Origin of the sequence: Undibacterium sp. WLHG33 (genome assembly GCF_049544815.1) — a bacterium.
Taxonomy (GTDB): Bacteria; Pseudomonadota; Gammaproteobacteria; order Burkholderiales; family Burkholderiaceae_D; genus Undibacterium.
Genome location: NZ_CP186697.1, coordinates 2227482 through 2246439, shown reverse-complemented (window position 1 = coordinate 2246439; position 18958 = coordinate 2227482). Strand labels below are relative to the sequence as shown.

Sequence of the window (18958 nt, the reverse complement as noted above, 5' to 3'; positions counted from 1 at the left end):
CTATGGCACTGATTCCCACCACTATTCTGACCGGCTTTCTGGGCGCAGGAAAAACGACCCTGCTCAACCGCATCCTGCAGGAAAACCACGGCTATAAAATCGCCGTGATCGAAAATGAATTCGGCCAGGAAAATATCGACAATGAAATTCTGGTACAGGACAGTAATGAACAAATCGTTGAGATGAACAACGGCTGTATCTGCTGTACTGTACGCGGCGATCTGATCCTCGCACTCACGAAGCTGATACAGCAAAAGAATGAAGGTAAGATAGATTTCGACCGCGTGATTATCGAAACCACAGGTCTCGCCAATCCCGGCCCGGTGGCGCAGACTTTCTTCGTCGATGAAGAAGTCGGTACCTACTACATGCTCGACGCTGTCGTGACCGTAGTCGATGCACGTCATGGCATGCAGCAACTCGATGAACATGAAGAAGCACAACGTCAGGTAGGTTTCGCCGACAAAATTCTGTTATCCAAGACCGATCTGGTGAATGCACAACAACTGGCAATCCTGCGCTCGCGTCTGATGCATATCAATCCACGCGCACCAATCAGCACCGTCGATTTCGGCAACATTGCCATTGCTGAAGTGCTGGATCTGAAAGGCTTTAACCTGAACGCAAAACTGGATCTTGATCCCGAATTTTTAAGCGAAGAAGATCATGCACACGAACATCACGGCGAACACTGCGATGAACATTGCACGCATGAGCACGGGCATGAACATGCGCATAATCATCATCACGCGCATCATTCTGATGATATCGCTGCATTTGTGTTTAAAAGTACACGCCCATTCAATACAGGGCAGCTTGACGAATTTTTAGGTGGCCTGATTCAGGTTTTCGGTCCGCGTATGCTGCGCTATAAAGGAGTGTTGTACATGCAGGGCGCTGACCGCAAAGTAATCTTTCAGGGCGTGCATCAGATCATGGGGACTGACGTCGGTGCCAAATGGGGTGATGCAGAGACAAAAGAAAGCAAAATGGTGTTTATTGGCAAAAATCTACCAAAAGACATATTTATTCAAGGTCTGGAGCATTGTTTAGTATAAACTGTCGGGCTACTGATATAAGGCATTGTCTGTTGTGCAAGTAGCATGAGTGAAAATGCTGCTTTTCATATCAGTAAGGGGAGGATAAATTATCTGAAAACTTCATCGTTTCAGACTTTTTCTATGTATAAACCCGTTGTATCGAAAGTAAGCGAAGTGGCAACTAAATCATCTAAATCGACTGCTACAGTCAGCGCCCCCGAAGCCCTGCTCACCGAGGAACAAATCCTCGCGATGGGAGAGAAGGACTATATGAACGCTGCACAACTGGCATTTTTCAAGGCCCGTTTGCAACAGCTTGAAAAGGATTTATTGAAGAATGCCGACGAAACTACCGAGCATCTTCGCGAAACCGTTTTAGTTCCCGATCCGGCAGACCGTGCCACGATCGAAGAAGAACACGCGCTTGAGTTACGTACCCGTGACCGCGAACGCAAATTGCTGAAAAAAGTTCAGCAAGCTATCGCCAGCATTGATGAAGGCGACTACGGCTGGTGCGAAGAAACAGGCGAGCCTATCGGCGTTCCGCGCTTATTGGCACGTCCAACAGCAACACTGTCTCTCGAAGCTCAACAACGACGTGAAATGAAACAAAAACTGTACGGCGATTAATTCCGCTGTCACAAAAATGCATTAAAGTAAAAAGCGTGTAATCAGTTACACGCTTTTTTTAATCAGGAAACTGCAACAATGTTGCATTGATGAGGAACTTTATAGATAGTTCGCTATCAAAACCGCGCCTTGCGTTATCGCTCAACAAAAGAATGTTGGCTTTTTACAACGCGATGCCAATAACAATCAACAGCCCGGTTTGCCGTACAAATGAGCGCATCTTATCCATACAGACACAGACGCAGCAGCCACTGGCTGCTGTGCCTGCTGTTGCCCGCTTTACTGCTGGCACAATGGGTCAGTCTCTCTCATAAACTGGCACATGCAGGCTGGCCAAGTGGCAAAGCACAAGTTACCGCACTCAGCACCAGTTATACCTTCTGGCAAGTCACATCAGATTCCGACGAAAGAGCGCTGCATTCATGCGCTTTATTCGACGCGACCGTGGCTGCAGATTATCTTGACGCCTGCGTACCGGCACTATCGCTCCTCAGGGCATCCGATTTCATCAACGCGTTTGCTGCCAGCACCATCTGGCTCGCCAGCATACAGCTTCCATTCTCATCACGCGCCCCGCCTTTTCTGAAGCATTGAAAATCTCAGCCGGAATCCTATGACCGGCACTCAGCTCAATTTTCAGATCGCTCGCATGAGCGGTCTGCTTTGTTCATTTTCATGTTTCAGGAAAAATCATGCAATTTCACCGCACTATTGCCGCCGCCGCTGTACTCTCCGCATTTGCTCATTACAACGCCAACGCACAGGCAATCAGTACCGTCACTGTCACCTCTAACCCACTGGGAAACGGCGAAGATATGCAGGTGCTGACACCGGCAAAGATATTGTCCGGCCCTGAGCTGCGCACAAAAATCGGCACTTCACTTGGTGAAACGCTGGGTAATGAACTCGGTGTCTCCGCATCCGGATTTGGTGCCGGTGCCTCCCGCCCCATCATCCGCGGTCTGGAAGGTCCACGCGTCAAAATTCTGCAAAACGGCATGGCCGTCGCGGATATCTCCAGTCTGTCCAATGATCACGCCGTCGCCAGCGAAAGCTCAACTGCACAACAAATTGAAATTCTGCGCGGCCCGGCTGCTCTGCTTTATGGCAGTGGTGCCATCGGTGGCCTGATCAACGTGATTGACAACCGGATTCCTACAATGCTGAACAAAAAGGCAACAGGTGAAGCAGAACTCAGATACGGCACTGTGAATCAGGAAAAAAGTGGCTCCTTCTCCGTGGATGGTGCCAGTGGCAACATAGGATTGCATCTGGACGGAAACAGCCGTGAAACCGGCAACTATGATATTCCAGGCAAAGCAAACCAGTCAGATCCGGCCTCAGCAGATGGCAAACTACCCTCCAGTTTCAGCCGCTCCAACAGCCTTGCAGCAGGCGCTTCTCTGATTCAGTCATGGGGTTATCTGGGTGCGGCATTACAAACGCTGAACGATCGTTACGGCATTCCAACTGCAGAAAAGTCATTTATCGATCTGCGACAAAACAGATTGGATCTGGAAGGTCAGCTCCATTCTCCACTGCAAGGTTTTGACAGTCTGAAATTTAAACTCAGCGGCACCGATTATCAGCACACAGAAAAAGCGGACGATGGTACGCTGGTCACAAACTTTAAAAACAAAATGCTGGAAAGCCGCATCGTCCTGTCACATGCAAACTGGTCAGGCTGGCAAGGCAGCTGGGGACTGCAGACGGAACAAACCAGATTTTCTGCATTGTCCGCCACCAGCGGTCGTGCAGATACGGTTCCAACCACAAAATCAAGCTCAGTCGCCGCCTTTATCCTTGAGCAACGTCAGTTTGGCGAGGTGCTCGGCAGTGCTGGTGTCCGCTTTGAAAATGTGAGCCGCGAACCGGATGAAATCAGTACACTCGCCCGCAGAAACTTCAATCTGTATTCCGCATCGGCCGGCGGTTTATGGCAATTTACCCCGGGATACAGCGCCGGCCTGAGTTTTTCGCTCGCGCAACGGGCTCCTGCGACAGAAGAATTGTATTCAGCGGGACCACACGAATCGACAGCGACTTTTGATATCGGCAATATCAATATGAAGAAAGAGATTTCCCATAATCTCGAATTCACCCTGCAAAAATCGACTGGCTTATTGCGCTGGAAACTGAATGCGTTCCTGAATCAGGTCAGCAACTACATCTACGGCCACACTGATGGCACCAGAGTCGATGCAGAAGGCATCCCTCAGACCGATGCTGAATTTACTTTACGTCACTGGTCACAGGCAACGGCCAGGATTCATGGCGGTGAAGCCGAAATCAGTTATAACCATCTGGGAGAAGGCTTCTCAGCACGCGCCTTTGCCGATCTCTCGCGCGGCACCCTAACTGATCTTGGCAACTTGCCGTTGCAACCGGCAACACGGATAGGCATGGATCTGGGATATAAACAAGGGCCATGGCGCACTTCAATGAATATCCTGCACGCACAGCGCCAAGATCGGCTGGCCAGTTTTGAAAATTACATCACGCCGTCGTACACCAGGGCTGATGTCAACCTCAGCTACTCGCACCCATATCAGGGACAGCAAATTACCTGGTTCCTGATGGCAAGAAATTTATTCAATCAGGATATCCGCCTGTCCACTTCAGTACTCAGAGAAAGTGTTCCGCAACCGGGCCGCAGTTTTATCGCCGGAGTCCGAACCAGCTTTTAAGTCCGGGCTTGTTACAAAATGTAAAAATACATGCATAAGAGCAACACGGAAAAATATGAAATGGAGGCTAACAGCCTCCATTTTTTCTTATATAAGCTTAATATGTCGACTTCTCTGATATTTTTTTGAAAAAAATGACTTTCAAAAAAATAAGAGATTGTTAAGTCCAAAAAGCGCTGCTTACTATTTATGCTCAATTAAGAATATACTTAGCGAGCATAGTTTTCACTCGTTTAAGACGTATTTTTTTAGGAATAGCGTGGGGATTTTTTCTCTTTTCGGTAAAAAAGGTGGCAAAAAAGAAGATCGCTCCACCGAGAAATCTTCTTCAAGAAAAGCTCGCTCAAAATCTGGCAACACTGTGATTACAGGTTTCCATGACAGCGAAGTTTTCAGTAATTCTGTCATTGCACAGCGGCACGTCGCTCGGGCTACTGAACGAAAAATTGATGCCATAGAATTTGAAATGTCGCGCGATATCGTCAAGACGCGCCCACCTGCCTTCACGAAAACTGACTTTCCCAAAAAAAACGAGGGTAAGAAACCAAGTCTGTCCGAAAACACCCAGCCACTGACCAGCCCTGTTCCAGTTGCTTATTTTCAGACGACCCTGCCCATGCCTATGCCCTCAGATTACCTGCTCGGACATAACACCGAGATTCCGGGTTCGGCGCTTGCTTACAGTGAATCTGTACCTGTGCTCGAAGAAGCTGCGATTTTGTTTGCAAGCGGACAAAATACCGTGGCAGAGCAAATGCTGGACGCCGCAGTACATCATCAGCATTTAGGAATGGCAACAGAAATAGGCTGGCAGATGCTGTTTGATTTATACCGGATCACAAATAATCAGCATAAATTTGAAAGCCTCTCGCTCGACTACGCAAACAAATTTGAAACCTCTCCTCCGCTATGGCCGGAAAATACGCCGCAGCCTGAAGCCGAGACAAACCCTAAAGATGCATCACGACCCAGCATACTTTTCCCGGTCAAACTTGACGCCACGATTGTCAAAGTACTGGAAAAAATTAATACTGCGAGCGCAAAGAGCACCAGCCTGCGTCTGGATTTCTCAAAAATTAAAGAAGTTGATCCTGTCGGCTGCGGCTTATTGTTACGGACACTCAAAAATCTGAAAAAGACCGGGCATGATCTGATGCTGGTCGGCGCACAAAGCCTGACAGATAAAATTCGCGCCATTTTGCAGGTCGGACGGCGTGATGAGACAGAAGCACCGTGGCTGCTGTTATTGGAAATTCTCCAATTGCTGCACTTTGAAAAAGCGTTCGAAGAAACCAGCATCGATTACTGCATTACATTTGAAGTGTCACCTCCGTCTTTCGAGGCCCCCAAGAATAACGTCACGGATGCTTTCCCCGAACTGCTTCACGAAGACGAAGAAGCACCTTCTGATCGCTTTTTCATGCCCACCACAGTGGAAGGCAGCGTCGATGCGCTGGTCAAAAAAATTGCTGAACAAGCAGCACTGCACCAGCCGCTGATCATCGATTGCTCAAAACTGGACCGCGTGGAATTCAGTGCCTCGGCTGAATTATTAAATGGTCTCGCACCTATCGTCGGCAAACCTGGCGTCACTATCCGCTTTGAAGAAGTGAATTATCTGGTCATGATGTTATTTAACGCGATGGGTTTAAAAAATATCGCCAGCATCTCACTGCGTAAGCACTAGACTTCTTGTAATTCTGCCGAAACACCCCATTTTCTTTCGGGTTCCGATGCGCCATCGCCTGTGCGTTGCCGCTGCTGCTTCTTGAACTGATATATATTCAGTCTGATAAAGACCATTGCAAAACGATCACAGCAGTAGCAAGCACTCACGTAACAAGATTCTTTCAGTACGCAATGCCGTTCTGATTCAATGTCTGCCGGTACAAGCCTGCGACGCTTCGCGACATAGTTTCAACCATTTATGAGGTCCTTATGGAACAATTTCACGGCACTACCATTCTGACGGTACGGCGCGGCAATGTCGTCGCCCTCGGCGGCGATGGTCAGGTCACCCTTGGCAACATCGTTATGAAAGGCACAGCGCGTAAGGTACGCAAGCTGTATCACAATAAAGTGCTGGCAGGCTTTGCCGGCGGTACTGCAGATGCATTCACCCTGATCGAGCGCTTTGAAGCCAAGCTGGAAAAACATCAGGGGCATCTGATGCGCGCATCAGTGGAACTCGCCAAAGACTGGCGTACTGACCGCATGTTGCGTCGGCTGGAAGCCATGTTGCTGGTCGCAGACAAAGACACGACCCTGGTCATCACCGGTAATGGCGACGTACTCGAACCCAATCAGGGTATAGGCGCGATCGGCTCTGGCGGCACCTTTGCACAATCAGCCGCGATTGCCCTGTTTGAAAATACCGATTTGTCGCCGGTCGACATCGTCAAGAAATCGCTGACGATTGCAGGTGAATTGTGCATTTATACCAATTTGTCGCACACCATAGAAACCCTAGAATAATTTTGATTCACCATGCCTGATGTACGCCTGCGGCGCCGGCATGGATTTGAGAAGCAGATAGGAAACAGCATGAATATGACTCCGCAAGAGATCGTCTCTGAACTCGATAAACACGTGGTCGGTCAGGCCAAAGCAAAGCGGGCAGTTGCTATCGCCCTGCGTAACCGCTGGCGTCGCCAGCAGGTCGAAGAACCTTTACGCCATGAAATTACACCCAAGAACATACTGATGATAGGCCCGACCGGCGTCGGTAAGACTGAGATTGCGCGCCGGCTGGCGAAACTGGCGAATGCCCCCTTCATTAAAATTGAAGCGACGAAATTCACCGAAGTCGGTTACGTCGGGCGCGACGTCGATACCATCATCCGCGATCTGGTCGAAATCGGTATCAAACAGACCCGCGAGGCGGCAACGCGTAAAGTGCGCCTGCGCGCAGAAGATGCGGCAGAAGACCGCATTCTCGATATTTTATTACCACCGGCACGCGATTTCGGGATACATCCTGAAGGCAGTGAAGCTGCGCCAGCTTCTGATAACGCGACACGCCAGACGTTCCGTAAACGCCTGCGTGAAGGTGCGCTGGACGATAAAGAAATCGAACTCGAAGTCGCAGAAGCCGTGACACACATGGAGATCATGGCGCCACCGGGCATGGAGGAAATGACCGAGCAGATCAAGAGCATGTTCTCGGGCATAGGTAATGGCCGCAAAAAAACCCGCAAGCTGAAAATCAAGGACGCCTTCAAATTGCTGATTGAAGAAGAAGCGGCAAAACTGGTTAACGAAGAAGAATTGAAACAGGACGCGATCAGAAACGTCGAGCAGAACGGTATCGTTTTTCTGGATGAAATCGATAAAATTGCGTCGCGCTCAGAAGCCGGTGGCGCCGAAGTTTCGCGCGCCGGTGTGCAACGCGATTTGCTGCCGCTGGTTGAGGGCACGACGGTCAATACCAAATATGGCATGATCAAAACCGACCATATTCTGTTTATCGCTTCCGGTGCGTTCCATCTCGCCAAACCGTCCGATCTGATCCCGGAATTACAAGGCCGTTTCCCTATCCGCGTCGAACTTGAATCCTTATCGATTGCTGATTTTGAACGCATACTGACCAGCACCGATGCTTGCCTGACGCGTCAGTATCAGGCCTTACTGGCAACCGAAGATGTTGCGGTGGACTTCACTCCGGAAGGCGTGGAAAAACTCGCCAGCATCGCATATTCCGTCAATGAAACGACCGAAAATATCGGTGCGCGCCGACTCTACACCGTAATGGAAAAACTGCTGGAGGAAATCTCTTACGCAGCACACGAAAACGCAGGGAAAGTGGTGTCGATCGATGCGGCCTATGTCGAAGAGCGGCTCGGCGCATTGTCGGTGAATGAAGACTTGTCGCGCTACGTGCTGTAAGCGGCGTACCTGATCATTCTGCGGGGTTCAACATGGCAAACAAAGCACTGGCAACACGGCAGCGTATGCAATTCCGTGTTGAGCCTTCGCAGGTCGGTCGCCACTTAGCACAACATCTCCCGACAAAGCTGGCATACAGCACAAAGCCAAAAGTGCATCCAGCACCGGTCACAGCGAACGCAACAGCAAAAACAAAAGCAAATCCCAGGCTAAAGGCCAAGGCTGAATAAAGCCTGGGCATTTTTATCACGCTTGCCTTATTGCCTTACCAAAAGTAAGTCAACGCAACATTTAATTTCAAGAGAAAACATCATGTTTGAAACTTCGGCCGCGAGTGAACAACCGGATTACGCCTTACTGGCGAAACAGATCCGCAGTATTTTAGAAGGCGAACGCAATCTGAGCACTAACGCGTCGCAATTTTCAGCCTTTATTTATCACAGCCTGACGGGGCTGAACTGGGCCGGATTTTATCTGTGCGCAGCAGCCAAAAACCCCACAGAAGAATTTCCACATGATTTACTGGTCGGGCCGTTTCAGGGCAAAGTCGCCTGCGCACGCATTCCATTTAAGCGTGGCGTCTGCGGTACTGCGGCAGCGGAAAAACGCACAGTGCTGGTGCCAGACGTGCATGCGTTTCCAGGTCATATCGCTTGTGATTCTGCATCGAATTCTGAAATCGTGATTCCGGTGATGGTGCAGGGTCAGGTCGTTGGCGTATTTGATATCGACAGCCCTCATCTGAACCGTTTTTCTGCGGAAGATCAGCAAGGGCTGGAAGCGCTGCTGGCGGAATTCGTTGTCGCTACAGATTTTCCTGCAATCTGATCGGGCACTCTGGGCAGTCGGTACACCAGGCTGCATGAAAGTCTTTGCACATTTGACTACATGTAAGTAGCCAAATGTGCATAGCTGGTTTTATACTCGGCTCATACTACCAGCCGGAGCCCGCCATGCCAGGAAGCCGCCGCCGTAAAGCTATATATAAATATCGCCAGCCATCACGGCGCAAAGATGTGATTTCCCGCTTGCTGGTGGATATCGGCCTGCACTATCTGGACATTCTGGGACAGACAAAAATCAGAGAACTGATGCTACGCCACGCAATTGCCGAACCGGTGATCACGCGGGTGCTGGAATATCCGGCGCAACGCCGCCGTTATTGATTCAGCTGACTTCCTGCTTAGAATCGCGCGCTAACAAGCGCATACTCATTTCTCTGGCAGAAACGCCATCAAATAAGACGCCCGCCACCGCATTCGTAATCGGCATATCGATGCCCAGTCGCGCTGCCAGACTGCGCACCGCCTGCGCGCAACGCACACCTTCGGCGACATGACCCAGCTCTTCGATGATCACTGCAAGCGACTTTCCTTGTGCCAGCGCCAGACCGACTTTGCGGTTACGCGACAAGTCCCCGGTACACGTCAGGATCAGATCGCCAACACCGGTCAACCCCATCAGAGTCTCTGCGCGGCCGCCAAGCGCAACGCCAAGCCGGCTGATTTCTGCCAGACCGCGTGTCATCAAAGCCGCGCGGGCATTCAGGCCAAGACCCAATCCGTCAGCCACACCGGTGGCAATCGCCAGAATATTTTTGACTGCGCCGCCGACTTCAACACCGACCAGATCATCGCTGGAATACACCCGCATCGCATTGACGTGCAGGGCTTGCACCACACGCTGACAAAGCGCTGGCGAAGTTGAGGCGATCGTCAGCGCACAAGGCAATCCCTGCGCGACTTCCTGCGCAAACGACGGGCCGGACAAAGCACCGATGGCCACCGCGTCGCCCAAGATTTCGCGGGCAATCTGATGCGGCAGCAACTGCGTCGATTCTTCAAAGCCTTTACACAACCAGATCACATTTTGGGGTGCAAACGGGAGGCAGGCCTCTAAGGTCGGGCGCAAGCCGGATACCGAAGTCGCGATCACCAGCAAACTGTCTTTCCCCGCAACATGCGCCATGGCAGCGGAAAAATCGGCAGTCACTTCCAGATTCTCAGGCAAGGGAAAACCCGGCAGATAAGCGACATTCTCGCGCTGCGCCTGCATTTCCTGCATCGCAGCCTGATTTCTACCCCACATCAACACTTTGTTTTTTGCTGTCAGGGCAATCGCCACTGCTGTGCCCCAGGCACCTGCGCCTAATACGCTGATATTCATGCTCTTACCTACGATGAAATTCATCAGAAACGGCTCAAATATACTCCCACCAGTATATTTTGAAGCCCTTTATTTATGCCGACAATCGGTGGATTTTTAATAAAAACAGGGGGAGTATGCGAATTTCACCCTGAAATACCGGCTGCCTCCGGTGATCAGTTCGGCCAACCTGATGCCAGCAAATACCATCGGTCATCTTGTGTCACACACAAAAAAAGGACAGCACGCTGTCCTCTTTTGAATTACTGCCGTCAAACCAGCGATCAGGGTGAAATTATAACCCCCAGACCTCGTTCACTTTCACGTAACCAAGCTGGCCATCGCGATGCCGGACTTTCACCCAGCCAGCAGAAGCAGGCTCGGCCATTTCCAGCAAGACATTTTTCTCAGCGCTGAATACCAGTGCGGCGCTATCGTCAGCGCTGGCGCGGATTTTCGCATTGGCAACCCGCACAATCAGATTGCGGCGGGTGATCAGATCCTTGGATTCGACCCAGCTCAGGTCACCCGCCATATCCCTGACTTTGCTCCACGCACCCGAGGTAAAAATCACTTCCACCGGCATGCCGCGTGGTGCCACATAGACTTTGCCACCTTTGACCGATGGTGCGTCGTACATGATGACGGGCGATGCACCGACCGAACGGAACTCAAGAGCCTGCACCGGCGCTGTCACCAGCGTCGCCAGCAGACTCAGGGCAGAAATGGAAATCAAGCCGCGCATGGACGTCTTTCTTCACCAGCGCGGATCGTCAATCAGATTGCGATCCGGCGGGTATCAGGAAAAATTACTGGATAGTTGCAGGTGCTTCAGCTGCTTTAGCCTGCTCTGCTGCGATTTGCAGACGTTGCGCATAGAAAGCTTCAAAGTTGATTTCCGACAGATGAATCGGTGGGAAACCAGCGCGGGTGATCGCATCCGCTACGTTAGAACGCAGATATGGATAGATGATGTTCGGGCAACCGATACCCAGCAATGGATCAAGCTGATCTTCGGGGATATTGCGCGCTTCAAAAATACCGGCTTGCTTACCTTCCACCAGGAAAGCGACTTTATCGCCGATTTTCGCTGTCACAGTGACTGTCACTGTGGATTCAAAAATGCCATCGGCCAGTTTTTCATTACCGACATCAACAGACACTTCGATGCCAGGGGCTTCTTGCTCCAGGAAAATCGCCGGAGAATTTGGCTGTTCAAGCGACAAATCTTTCAGATATACGCGTTGGATTTGGAATACGGGCTGCAGATTTTCGTCAGACATGTGAGACTTTCTAAAATTCTAAAAGATTAATAATGAACAGCGAGATGAGCAAATAGGGCCAATTCCGGCCATTTCAAGATCGCGCCGCCTTATTGTAGCAAGGAGACTGCAAAAATCACAACTTCACAGGCACTTATGCAAACACTTCATCGCCAGCCCGTAGAAAATCCGGTTAAAGCCGGATTTTCTGCTCAGGGGTTCAGCAAAGCGTCGAGCTTACCGGCACGGTCAAGTGCGGACAGATCGTCAAAGCCGCCGACATGAGTCTCACCGATGTAAATCTGTGGTACGGTGCGGCGCCCGGTCTTTTGCATCATCGTTTCGCGCTGGGCAGGATCAAGATCAATGCGCACTTTATCGATTTCCTCGACACCCTTGGATTTCAACAAGCGTTCAGCCATCGTGCAATACGGGCAAACAGCCGTGCTATACATACGAACTTGCGGTTTCATAGACTTCTCCTGCTACTTTACAGCTTACTTAACAATCGGCATACCCTGGGTTTTCCAGGCTTCGGTGCCACCTTCGAGACTGAATACCTGCGCAAATCCGGCTTTATTCAAGACAGAAACAGCATTCGATGAACGCACGCCCGTCGCACAGACAGTGATCACCACTGCATTTTTGGACTTTTCGATTTCTTTCAAGCGATTATTTATTTCCGGCAACGGGATATTTTTTGCATTCGGCAAATGACCCGTCGCAAATTCGTCCGCGCTGCGCACATCCAGTATCAGGGTTTTACCCTGATTGATGTACTGTGTCGCCTGTAATTGCGATACTTTGGCACCACGGCGTTGCAACAAAGGCAGTAACAAAGCACCACCAGAAATCAACGCAATACCGATCAGAAAAATATTATCAAGAATGAATTTCACAGGTTTCCAGTAGTAAAAATGGTTATCAGAAGCCCGTCATTATAAAATAGATGCAGCGAACATATTTAAATGCATACTAACCACGACTTAAACTGACCATTATGTACAAAATCGTATTAATGCGGCATGGTGAATCCACCTGGAATCTCGATAACCGCTTCACCGGCTGGACCGACGTTGACCTGACCCCGAAAGGCGTCGCAGAGGCAACGCAGGCAGGTAAATTGCTCAAAGAAGCCGGTCTGACATTTGATCTGGCCTATACCTCTGTTCTGAAACGTGCGATCCGCACGCTGTGGGGCACACTTGATGAAATGGATCTGATGTGGCTACCGGTCGTGCACGACTGGCGTCTGAACGAACGCCACTATGGCGCACTGCAAGGGCTCAACAAAGCAGAAACTGCAGCAAAATACGGCGATGATCAGGTACTGATCTGGCGTCGCAGCTATGACACACCACCGAATCCACTGGCAGAAGACGATGAGCGTACATCCTTCAATGATCCGCGTTATGCCGGTCTGGACCGCAAACAGATCCCGCTGACAGAATGCCTGAAAGACACCGTCGCGCGTGTCGTACCGGCGTGGGAAGACAGCATAGCCCCGGCGATCCGCTCTGGCAAACGCATCCTGATCTCAGCACACGGCAACAGTCTGCGTGCGCTGATCAAAATGCTCGATGGCATCAGTGACGATGATATCGTCAATCTGAATATTCCTAACGGTCAGCCTTTGGTCTATGAACTGGATGCCGATCTGAAACCGATCAGACATTATTACCTCGGCGATCAGTCGGCGATTGAAGCCGCGCTGAAAGCCGTTGCCAGCCAGGGTAAATCCAAGTAATTCTAGATGCAAAAACACACACGCTTTTTGCTTTCCAGCCTGCTGTGCCTGTCTATCACAAGCACAGCAGTATCCGGTTTTGCCGCCAGTAACTCGCGCGCCCTGCAAAAAAGCAAAGCAGAAGCTGAGCGCGCAGAGTTACAGCAAAAACTCAAAGCACTGAAAACAGACATCAACAAGACCGAGAGTGCCAAAGATCAGGCCAGCGATGCGCTCGCCGAGTCTGAAAAAGCGATTTCGGAAGCAAACCGGTCTTTACGCGATTTGCAGAACGAACAAGCGCAGACTGAAGAAAAACTCCGGCAGCTGACCGAGCAACAACAAGCTTTAAGCGCTCAGATAGAAAAACAAAAGAAACAACTGTCAACCTTCCTGCGCCGGCAATACATGCACGGCGACAGTGATCGTATCAAGCTGCTGCTGTCTGGCGACAATCCGAACCGAATTAACCGCGACCTGCAATACATGGGCTATGTCTCGCAGACGCAGGCAAAAATGATAGAAAGTCTGCGCAGCAGCCTGAAAGCCGCAGAAAAAAATACGCAGGATGCACAAGAAGCCAAAGCCGAACTTGATGAAATTGCCGAGGAAGAAAAAGATCACAAGATCGCGTTAGAAAAAGAAAAGAAAAAGCACGCGGCACTGGTCGGACAGTTATCAAACAAACTCTACGCACAAAAAAAACAGGCAGATAATCTGCAAAAAGATGAACAAAGGCTGAGTAATCTTGTCTCACGTCTGAACCAACTGATAGAAGAGCAGTTGAAAGCCGATAAACTGCGCGCGGAACAGGAAGAGAAACAGCGACAGGAAAGAATTGCAGCGCAGAAGGAAAGAGCGAAGCAAGCAGCGCTGGACAAGAAAGCCGGTAAAAAACCTAACCCGAATGCGATTGATGCAGATGAACCGCCCCCAAAACAGGCAAAATCGGAAGCACCGCCCCCCGGAGAATTTGATCGTCTCAAGGGACAGCTAAGGTTGCCGGTCAAAGGCGAGATTCTGGCAAAGTTTGGCAGCAAGCGCGGTGATGGTCCGAGCTGGAAAGGTTTGTTCATCAAAGCCAGTGAAGGCAGTGAAATTAAAGCCATTGCCCCAGGCAAGGTCATTTTTGCAGATTGGTATAAAGGTTACGGAAATATGATTATTGTTGGTCATGGTGATCAATACATGAGCATCTATGGCAATAATCAGGCAGTATTGAAACATGTCGGCGACAGCGTCAAAGCGGGCGACATTATTGCCAGTGCGGGCAACAGCGGCGGCAACGAAGAATCAGGTTTATACTTTGAAATCCGTCATCAGGGACGGGCATTTGATCCACTGAACTGGATCGTCGTTAAATAGGCTTTAGGTGAATCATGGGCAGTAAATTTAAGAATTTCGGTTTAATCGGCTTAGGCATGGTCGCCGGTGTGGCGGTTTCCATGCAGTTTTCCGCTCTTGCGCAAAAAAATGCCGGCAGCCCCCTGCCTGTGGAAGAGTTGCGTCAGTTAGCGGATGTCTTCGGTCTGATCAAATCAGATTATGTTGAACCTGTCGATGATAACAAGCTGCTGACAGAGGCGATCTCTGGCATGGTGGCATCGCTGGACCCGCACTCTGCCTATCTGGATAAAAAGTCCTTCAAAGAATTGAAGGAAGGCACACAAGGTAAATTCGTTGGCCTCGGTATTGAAGTCGGTATGGAAGACGGCTATGTCAAAATCGTATCCCCGATAGAAGATTCCCCTGCATACCGTGCCGGCTTGAAACCCGGCGATCTGATCACGCGTCTCGATTCGTTGCCAGTCAAAGGCATGACGCTTGATGAAGCTGTCAAAAAAATGCGCGGTGAACCGAACACAAAAATCACGCTGACGATTGCCCGTAAAACAGAAGATAAACCAATCATCGTCACGATCACACGCGAACTGATTAAACAGCAAAGTGTCAAAGCGAAGATTGTTGAACCCGGTTATGCATGGCTGCGTATCTCGCAGTTCCAGGAGCCGACTGTCGAAGATATGGCGAAGAAAATTCAGGCTTTGTATGCGCAGGACCCTGCCATCAAAGGTCTGGTACTGGATTTGCGTAATGATCCGGGCGGCGTACTGCCAGGCGCAGTCGGCGTTTCCGCTGCATTTTTGCCTAAGGATGTACCGGTGGTTTCCACCAATGGTCAGTTGCCGGACTCAAAAGCCACCTTTTATGCCAAACGCGAATATTACGCAGGCCGCGCAATGGGTGACCCGCTGGCTAAATTGCCGGAAGCCATTAAAACCGTGCCTATGGTCGTGTTAATCAATACCGGCTCGGCTTCCGCATCGGAAATCGTCGCCGGTGCTTTGCAGGATTACAAACGTGCAACGGTGATCGGCACCCAGAGTTTCGGTAAAGGTTCTGTACAGACCATACGCCAGATTTCTGCTGATACAGCAGTCAAACTGACGACTGCGCGCTATTACACGCCGAACGGCCGCTCAATACAGGCAAAAGGCATCGTGCCAGATCTGAATGTCGAAGAAACAGCCGAAGGTGATGGTTTCAACAGTTTCCGCGCACGTGAAGCAGATTTACAAAAGCATCTCACGAACGATAAAGAAAAAGAAGTTGTCCGCCCGAAAGTCGATGAACTCGAAGAAGAGCAACGCCTGCTGGCCCTGGCCAAGAAAAGCAAACCATTGGAATACGGCAGCAAAGAAGATTTCCAGTTAGCGCAAGCGCTGAATCATCTGAAAGGCTTGCCAGTCAAAGTGACTGAACCAAAAGAAGTGAAAGAAACGAAAGACGCAGCAAAAGATGGTGCGGAAAAATCAGAAAAAACCGACAAAGACGGCAAATCTGATCACAAGAAAAAATAATCTGACCTTCACAAGGCCGCTGCACAGCGGCCTTTTTTATCTCATGAACGACAATCAACTCCTGCGCTATTCGCGCCATATTCTGCTTGAGCAGATAGGCATAGAAGGCCAGCAAAAAATTACTGAAGCCAAAGTTCTGATCGTAGGAGCCGGTGGTCTCGGTTCCCCCGCTGCGATGTATCTGGCCAGCGCCGGTGTCGGCAACCTCACTCTGGTCGATAACGACAACGTCGATCTGACGAATCTGCAAAGACAAATCCTGCATACGACTGAGCGTATCGGCATGGCAAAGGTATTCTCTGGCCGGGCTGCGCTGCAACAGATCAACCCTGATGTTCAAATCATCGCCCTGCAGGAACGGGTTCAGGGGCAAAGGCTGGAAGACCTGATACAAGAGGCGGATATTGTGCTGGATTGCTGTGACAATTTCAGCACGCGCCATGCAGTCAACGCTGCCTGTGTCAGATATCAGATACCGTTGGTGTCCGGTGCAGCCATTGCATTTGACGGTCAGATCAGCGTCTTCGATGCGCGGCATGCTGAATCGCCTTGCTACGCATGTCTGTTTCCACCGGATCAGAAATTCGAGGAAGTCCGGTGCTCCAGTATGGGTGTCTTTGCGCCACTGGTCGGTATCATCGGCACCATGCAGGCAGCCGAAGCCTTGAAGCTGATCATGCAAACGGGACAATCTCTGCAAGGACGTTTGCTGCTACTGGATGCGATGAACATGGAATGGACAACGATAGGCATGAAAAAAAATCCGCGTTGTCCTGTATGCGGTAGCACACATATTTCCTCGCCCGATTAATTTTTAGCGACAAGTGTTGTCTCCCTATTTTCACCAGAAAATCATGTACACACTCTATTACTCCCCTTCGACCGCCAGCATGGCGGTACATCTCGCTTTACTGGAAACCGCTGCGCCTTATGAACTGCAACTGGTCGATTTTGAAAAAAACCAGCAGAAAGATCCCGCTTACCTGCGTCTGAATCCGAACGGGGTCGTGCCGACGCTCATGTGCGATGGCAAGCCATATATAGAAACGGCTGCTTTACTGATGCTGCTCGCAGAACGCCATCCGGCGGCAGGTCTGGCCGGCACGCCGGAACAATACGATGAATGGCGTCAGTGGATGGTTTATCTGAGTCACAATCTGCAGGCCACCTATCGTTTCTGGTTTTATCCTTCTGAACTCGGTTACGCAACACATCCCGATGAAGTACGCCATGCCTTGCAGGCGCGTATAGAAAAAATATGGGATCAGTTAGATCAGCGTCTGAGCACGCACGGTCCTTATCTTCTCGGTTCGCAATTTTCGGTCGCAGATCTCTATCTGACAGTGCTGATGCGCTGGTCGCGCAAGATGCCACATCCGGCAACGGAATGGCCGGCACTGAATCATCTGGTGCAACTGATTACGAATCGCCCGAGCTGGAAAAAAATGATGGAAATAGAAGGCGTCGATATCTGGCCTGAGGATAAGACAGCATGAGTAATCCGGTCGGTTTGTACACTGCGACCCAGATTGCCGCTTATCCGCAAGTCAGTATTTCCGAGTTTAACGGTGTGCGCTCCCTGCATTTGTCATCGGACGCCATACAAGGCTCAATGCGATTGGCCATGCCGGATCAGATTGAACTGGAATACGTGCAGCAAATGATAATGTGGCTCCTGTTCAAGAAAACACCGCAACATATCATCCAGCTGGGACTGGGGGCCGCAGCGCTGACCAAATTCTGTTACCGTCAGTTCTCAGATACGCAAGTCACTGCGATCGAGCTGAATCCGAATGTGATCGCGGCCTGCTATCAGCATTTTCGCCTGCCCCCCAACGACGACAGGCTGCATGTCGTCGCTATGGACGCAATGACCTATGTGACCGATACCGCGCATCATGGCAAAGCCGACGTGATGCAGGTCGATCTGTACGATGCCGCCGCCGAAGCACCGGCACTCAGCAGCCCGGAGTTTTATCAGGCTTGCGCCGATTGTCTGACTGATGACGGCATGCTGACGGTCAATTTATTCGGGGATCCTGAACACTACGAAGCTAATTGCAATGCGAATCTGGATGCCTTGAACGCAGCCTTTGATGCGGTCGTCTGGCTACCGATGGTGCATGACGCGAACACCGTCGCGATCGCCTTCAAACAGGCACCGGTAGTCGATTTTGATGTGCTGTATGAGCGGGCAACGGAGATCAGACTCAGTATGAAATTGCCGGCAGCGAAATGGGTTAACGGGTTAAAAGCCTGGATGCAGGATAGGCAGTGATGCCTGTCTGTTGTCAGTCTGTTGTCAGTCTGTTGTCACTCCGGCGTATGACAACAGACGCATAATTTATTGCCATCCGGATCCCGGAAATAGGCACCGTAGTAATCTGCATGGTATTGCGGTCGCAGTCCCGGAACACCTTCGCAGTTCGCCCCCAGTTGTATTGCCTTTGCATACACCCGTCTGACCATCGCCCGATCAGACGCCAGCAACGCAATCATCTGCCCATTTCCTGCCGAGGCTGGCGCTCCATTAAATGGTCTGCCGATCAAAAATAGAGGGCGCGGCTGATCTGCTGCAACCCAGCCTGCCCACGCCTTATCTTCTTCTGAAAATTTAAGTTGCAATGCCAGTTCAGTCATCACTCCAGAATAGAAGTGAAAAGCGCGCTGAAAATCATTCACGCCAATAAATACATGAGATAGCATCGCGTTCCCTCATTAT

General features: G+C 50.4%; 22 protein-coding genes. 16 read left to right on the top strand and 6 right to left on the bottom strand.

Annotation, left to right across the window (positions count from 1 at the left end; translation table 11 throughout):
* The first annotated feature begins 2 nt into the window (after positions 1-2).
* The 10 genes from ACOTSW_RS10290 to ACOTSW_RS10245 all read left to right on the top strand — a co-directional run bounded on the left by ACOTSW_RS10290 (position 3) and on the right by ACOTSW_RS10245 (position 9408).
* The gene (locus ACOTSW_RS10290) at positions 3-1058 is read left to right on the top strand and encodes a CobW family GTP-binding protein (RefSeq protein WP_423678987.1); all 1056 of its coding nucleotides are present in this window, start codon (positions 3-5) and stop codon (positions 1056-1058) included.
* Between the two features lie 123 nt (positions 1059-1181).
* Positions 1182-1670 carry an RNA polymerase-binding protein DksA gene (gene dksA / locus ACOTSW_RS10285; RefSeq protein WP_423678986.1) on the top strand — a complete coding sequence of 163 codons (489 nt, stop codon included), beginning with the start codon at positions 1182-1184 and terminating at the stop codon, positions 1668-1670.
* Positions 1671-1880: 210 nt separating this feature from the next.
* A complete protein-coding gene (locus ACOTSW_RS10280; RefSeq protein ID WP_423678985.1) occupies positions 1881-2264 on the top strand; it encodes a hypothetical protein in 384 nt (127 codons plus the stop codon).
* 98 nt (positions 2265-2362) lie between these two features.
* On the top strand, positions 2363-4357 hold the full coding sequence (locus ACOTSW_RS10275) for a TonB-dependent receptor (protein ID WP_423678984.1): 1995 nt from the start codon (positions 2363-2365) through the stop codon (positions 4355-4357).
* 259 nt (positions 4358-4616) lie between these two features.
* Positions 4617-6044: a hypothetical protein gene (locus ACOTSW_RS10270; RefSeq protein ID WP_423678983.1), complete on the top strand. Its 1428-nt coding sequence runs from the start codon at positions 4617-4619 to the stop codon at positions 6042-6044.
* Positions 6045-6295: 251 nt separating this feature from the next.
* Positions 6296-6832 (top strand): ATP-dependent protease subunit HslV, encoded by a 537-nt coding sequence (gene hslV, locus ACOTSW_RS10265; RefSeq protein ID WP_423678982.1) that lies wholly within the window; start codon positions 6296-6298, stop codon positions 6830-6832.
* Positions 6833-6901: 69 nt separating this feature from the next.
* Positions 6902-8242 carry an ATP-dependent protease ATPase subunit HslU gene (gene hslU / locus ACOTSW_RS10260; RefSeq protein ID WP_423678981.1) on the top strand — a complete coding sequence of 447 codons (1341 nt, stop codon included), beginning with the start codon at positions 6902-6904 and terminating at the stop codon, positions 8240-8242.
* Positions 8243-8274: 32 nt separating this feature from the next.
* Entirely contained in the window at positions 8275-8472 is a 198-nt protein-coding gene (locus ACOTSW_RS10255; protein WP_423678980.1) for a hypothetical protein, read from the top strand.
* 82 nt (positions 8473-8554) lie between these two features.
* On the top strand, positions 8555-9070 hold the full coding sequence (locus tag ACOTSW_RS10250; protein WP_423678979.1) for a GAF domain-containing protein: 516 nt from the start codon (positions 8555-8557) through the stop codon (positions 9068-9070).
* A 125-nt stretch (positions 9071-9195) separates the two neighbouring features.
* Positions 9196-9408 (top strand): hypothetical protein, encoded by a 213-nt coding sequence (locus tag ACOTSW_RS10245; protein WP_423678978.1) that lies wholly within the window; start codon positions 9196-9198, stop codon positions 9406-9408.
* A 1-nt stretch (position 9409) separates the two neighbouring features.
* Here ACOTSW_RS10245 and ACOTSW_RS10240 read toward each other — a convergent pair whose 3' ends face one another.
* The 5 genes from ACOTSW_RS10240 to ACOTSW_RS10220 all read right to left on the bottom strand — a co-directional run bounded on the left by ACOTSW_RS10240 (position 9410) and on the right by ACOTSW_RS10220 (position 12548).
* A complete protein-coding gene (locus ACOTSW_RS10240; RefSeq protein ID WP_423682295.1) occupies positions 9410-10408 on the bottom strand; it encodes an NAD(P)H-dependent glycerol-3-phosphate dehydrogenase in 999 nt (332 codons plus the stop codon).
* Between the two features lie 274 nt (positions 10409-10682).
* The gene (locus ACOTSW_RS10235) at positions 10683-11132 is read right to left on the bottom strand and encodes an SH3 domain-containing protein (RefSeq protein ID WP_423678977.1); all 450 of its coding nucleotides are present in this window, start codon (positions 11130-11132) and stop codon (positions 10683-10685) included.
* A 64-nt stretch (positions 11133-11196) separates the two neighbouring features.
* Positions 11197-11670 carry a protein-export chaperone SecB gene (gene secB, locus ACOTSW_RS10230; protein WP_423678976.1) on the bottom strand — a complete coding sequence of 158 codons (474 nt, stop codon included), beginning with the start codon at positions 11668-11670 and terminating at the stop codon, positions 11197-11199.
* 191 nt (positions 11671-11861) lie between these two features.
* Positions 11862-12122, bottom strand: a complete 261-nt coding sequence (gene grxC, locus ACOTSW_RS10225; RefSeq protein WP_423678975.1) for a glutaredoxin 3 — start codon at positions 12120-12122, stop codon at positions 11862-11864.
* A 24-nt stretch (positions 12123-12146) separates the two neighbouring features.
* The gene (locus ACOTSW_RS10220) at positions 12147-12548 is read right to left on the bottom strand and encodes a rhodanese-like domain-containing protein (protein ID WP_423678974.1); all 402 of its coding nucleotides are present in this window, start codon (positions 12546-12548) and stop codon (positions 12147-12149) included.
* A 101-nt stretch (positions 12549-12649) separates the two neighbouring features.
* Between ACOTSW_RS10220 and gpmA the strand changes: the two genes are divergently transcribed.
* From gpmA to ACOTSW_RS10190, 6 genes are read left to right on the top strand one after another with little or no spacing between them, the layout of a single operon-like run.
* Positions 12650-13396, top strand: coding sequence for a 2,3-diphosphoglycerate-dependent phosphoglycerate mutase (gpmA, locus tag ACOTSW_RS10215; RefSeq protein WP_423678973.1), 747 nt, complete (start codon positions 12650-12652; stop codon positions 13394-13396).
* A gap of 6 nt (positions 13397-13402) precedes the next feature.
* A complete protein-coding gene (locus ACOTSW_RS10210) occupies positions 13403-14740 on the top strand; it encodes a murein hydrolase activator EnvC family protein (protein ID WP_423678972.1) in 1338 nt (445 codons plus the stop codon).
* Between the two features lie 14 nt (positions 14741-14754).
* The gene (locus ACOTSW_RS10205; protein ID WP_423678971.1) at positions 14755-16236 is read left to right on the top strand and encodes a S41 family peptidase; all 1482 of its coding nucleotides are present in this window, start codon (positions 14755-14757) and stop codon (positions 16234-16236) included.
* A 43-nt stretch (positions 16237-16279) separates the two neighbouring features.
* On the top strand, positions 16280-17047 hold the full coding sequence (locus ACOTSW_RS10200; RefSeq protein ID WP_423678970.1) for a HesA/MoeB/ThiF family protein: 768 nt from the start codon (positions 16280-16282) through the stop codon (positions 17045-17047).
* A 43-nt stretch (positions 17048-17090) separates the two neighbouring features.
* Entirely contained in the window at positions 17091-17732 is a 642-nt protein-coding gene (locus ACOTSW_RS10195) for a glutathione S-transferase family protein (RefSeq protein WP_423678969.1), read from the top strand.
* The gene (locus ACOTSW_RS10190) at positions 17729-18514 is read left to right on the top strand and encodes a spermidine synthase (protein ID WP_423678968.1); all 786 of its coding nucleotides are present in this window, start codon (positions 17729-17731) and stop codon (positions 18512-18514) included. The genes ACOTSW_RS10195 and ACOTSW_RS10190 overlap by 4 nt, the downstream gene beginning before the upstream one ends.
* A 35-nt stretch (positions 18515-18549) precedes the next feature.
* Here ACOTSW_RS10190 and ACOTSW_RS10185 read toward each other — a convergent pair whose 3' ends face one another.
* On the bottom strand, positions 18550-18942 hold the full coding sequence (locus ACOTSW_RS10185) for a VOC family protein (RefSeq protein ID WP_423678967.1): 393 nt from the start codon (positions 18940-18942) through the stop codon (positions 18550-18552).
* Positions 18943-18958 lie beyond the last annotated feature (16 nt).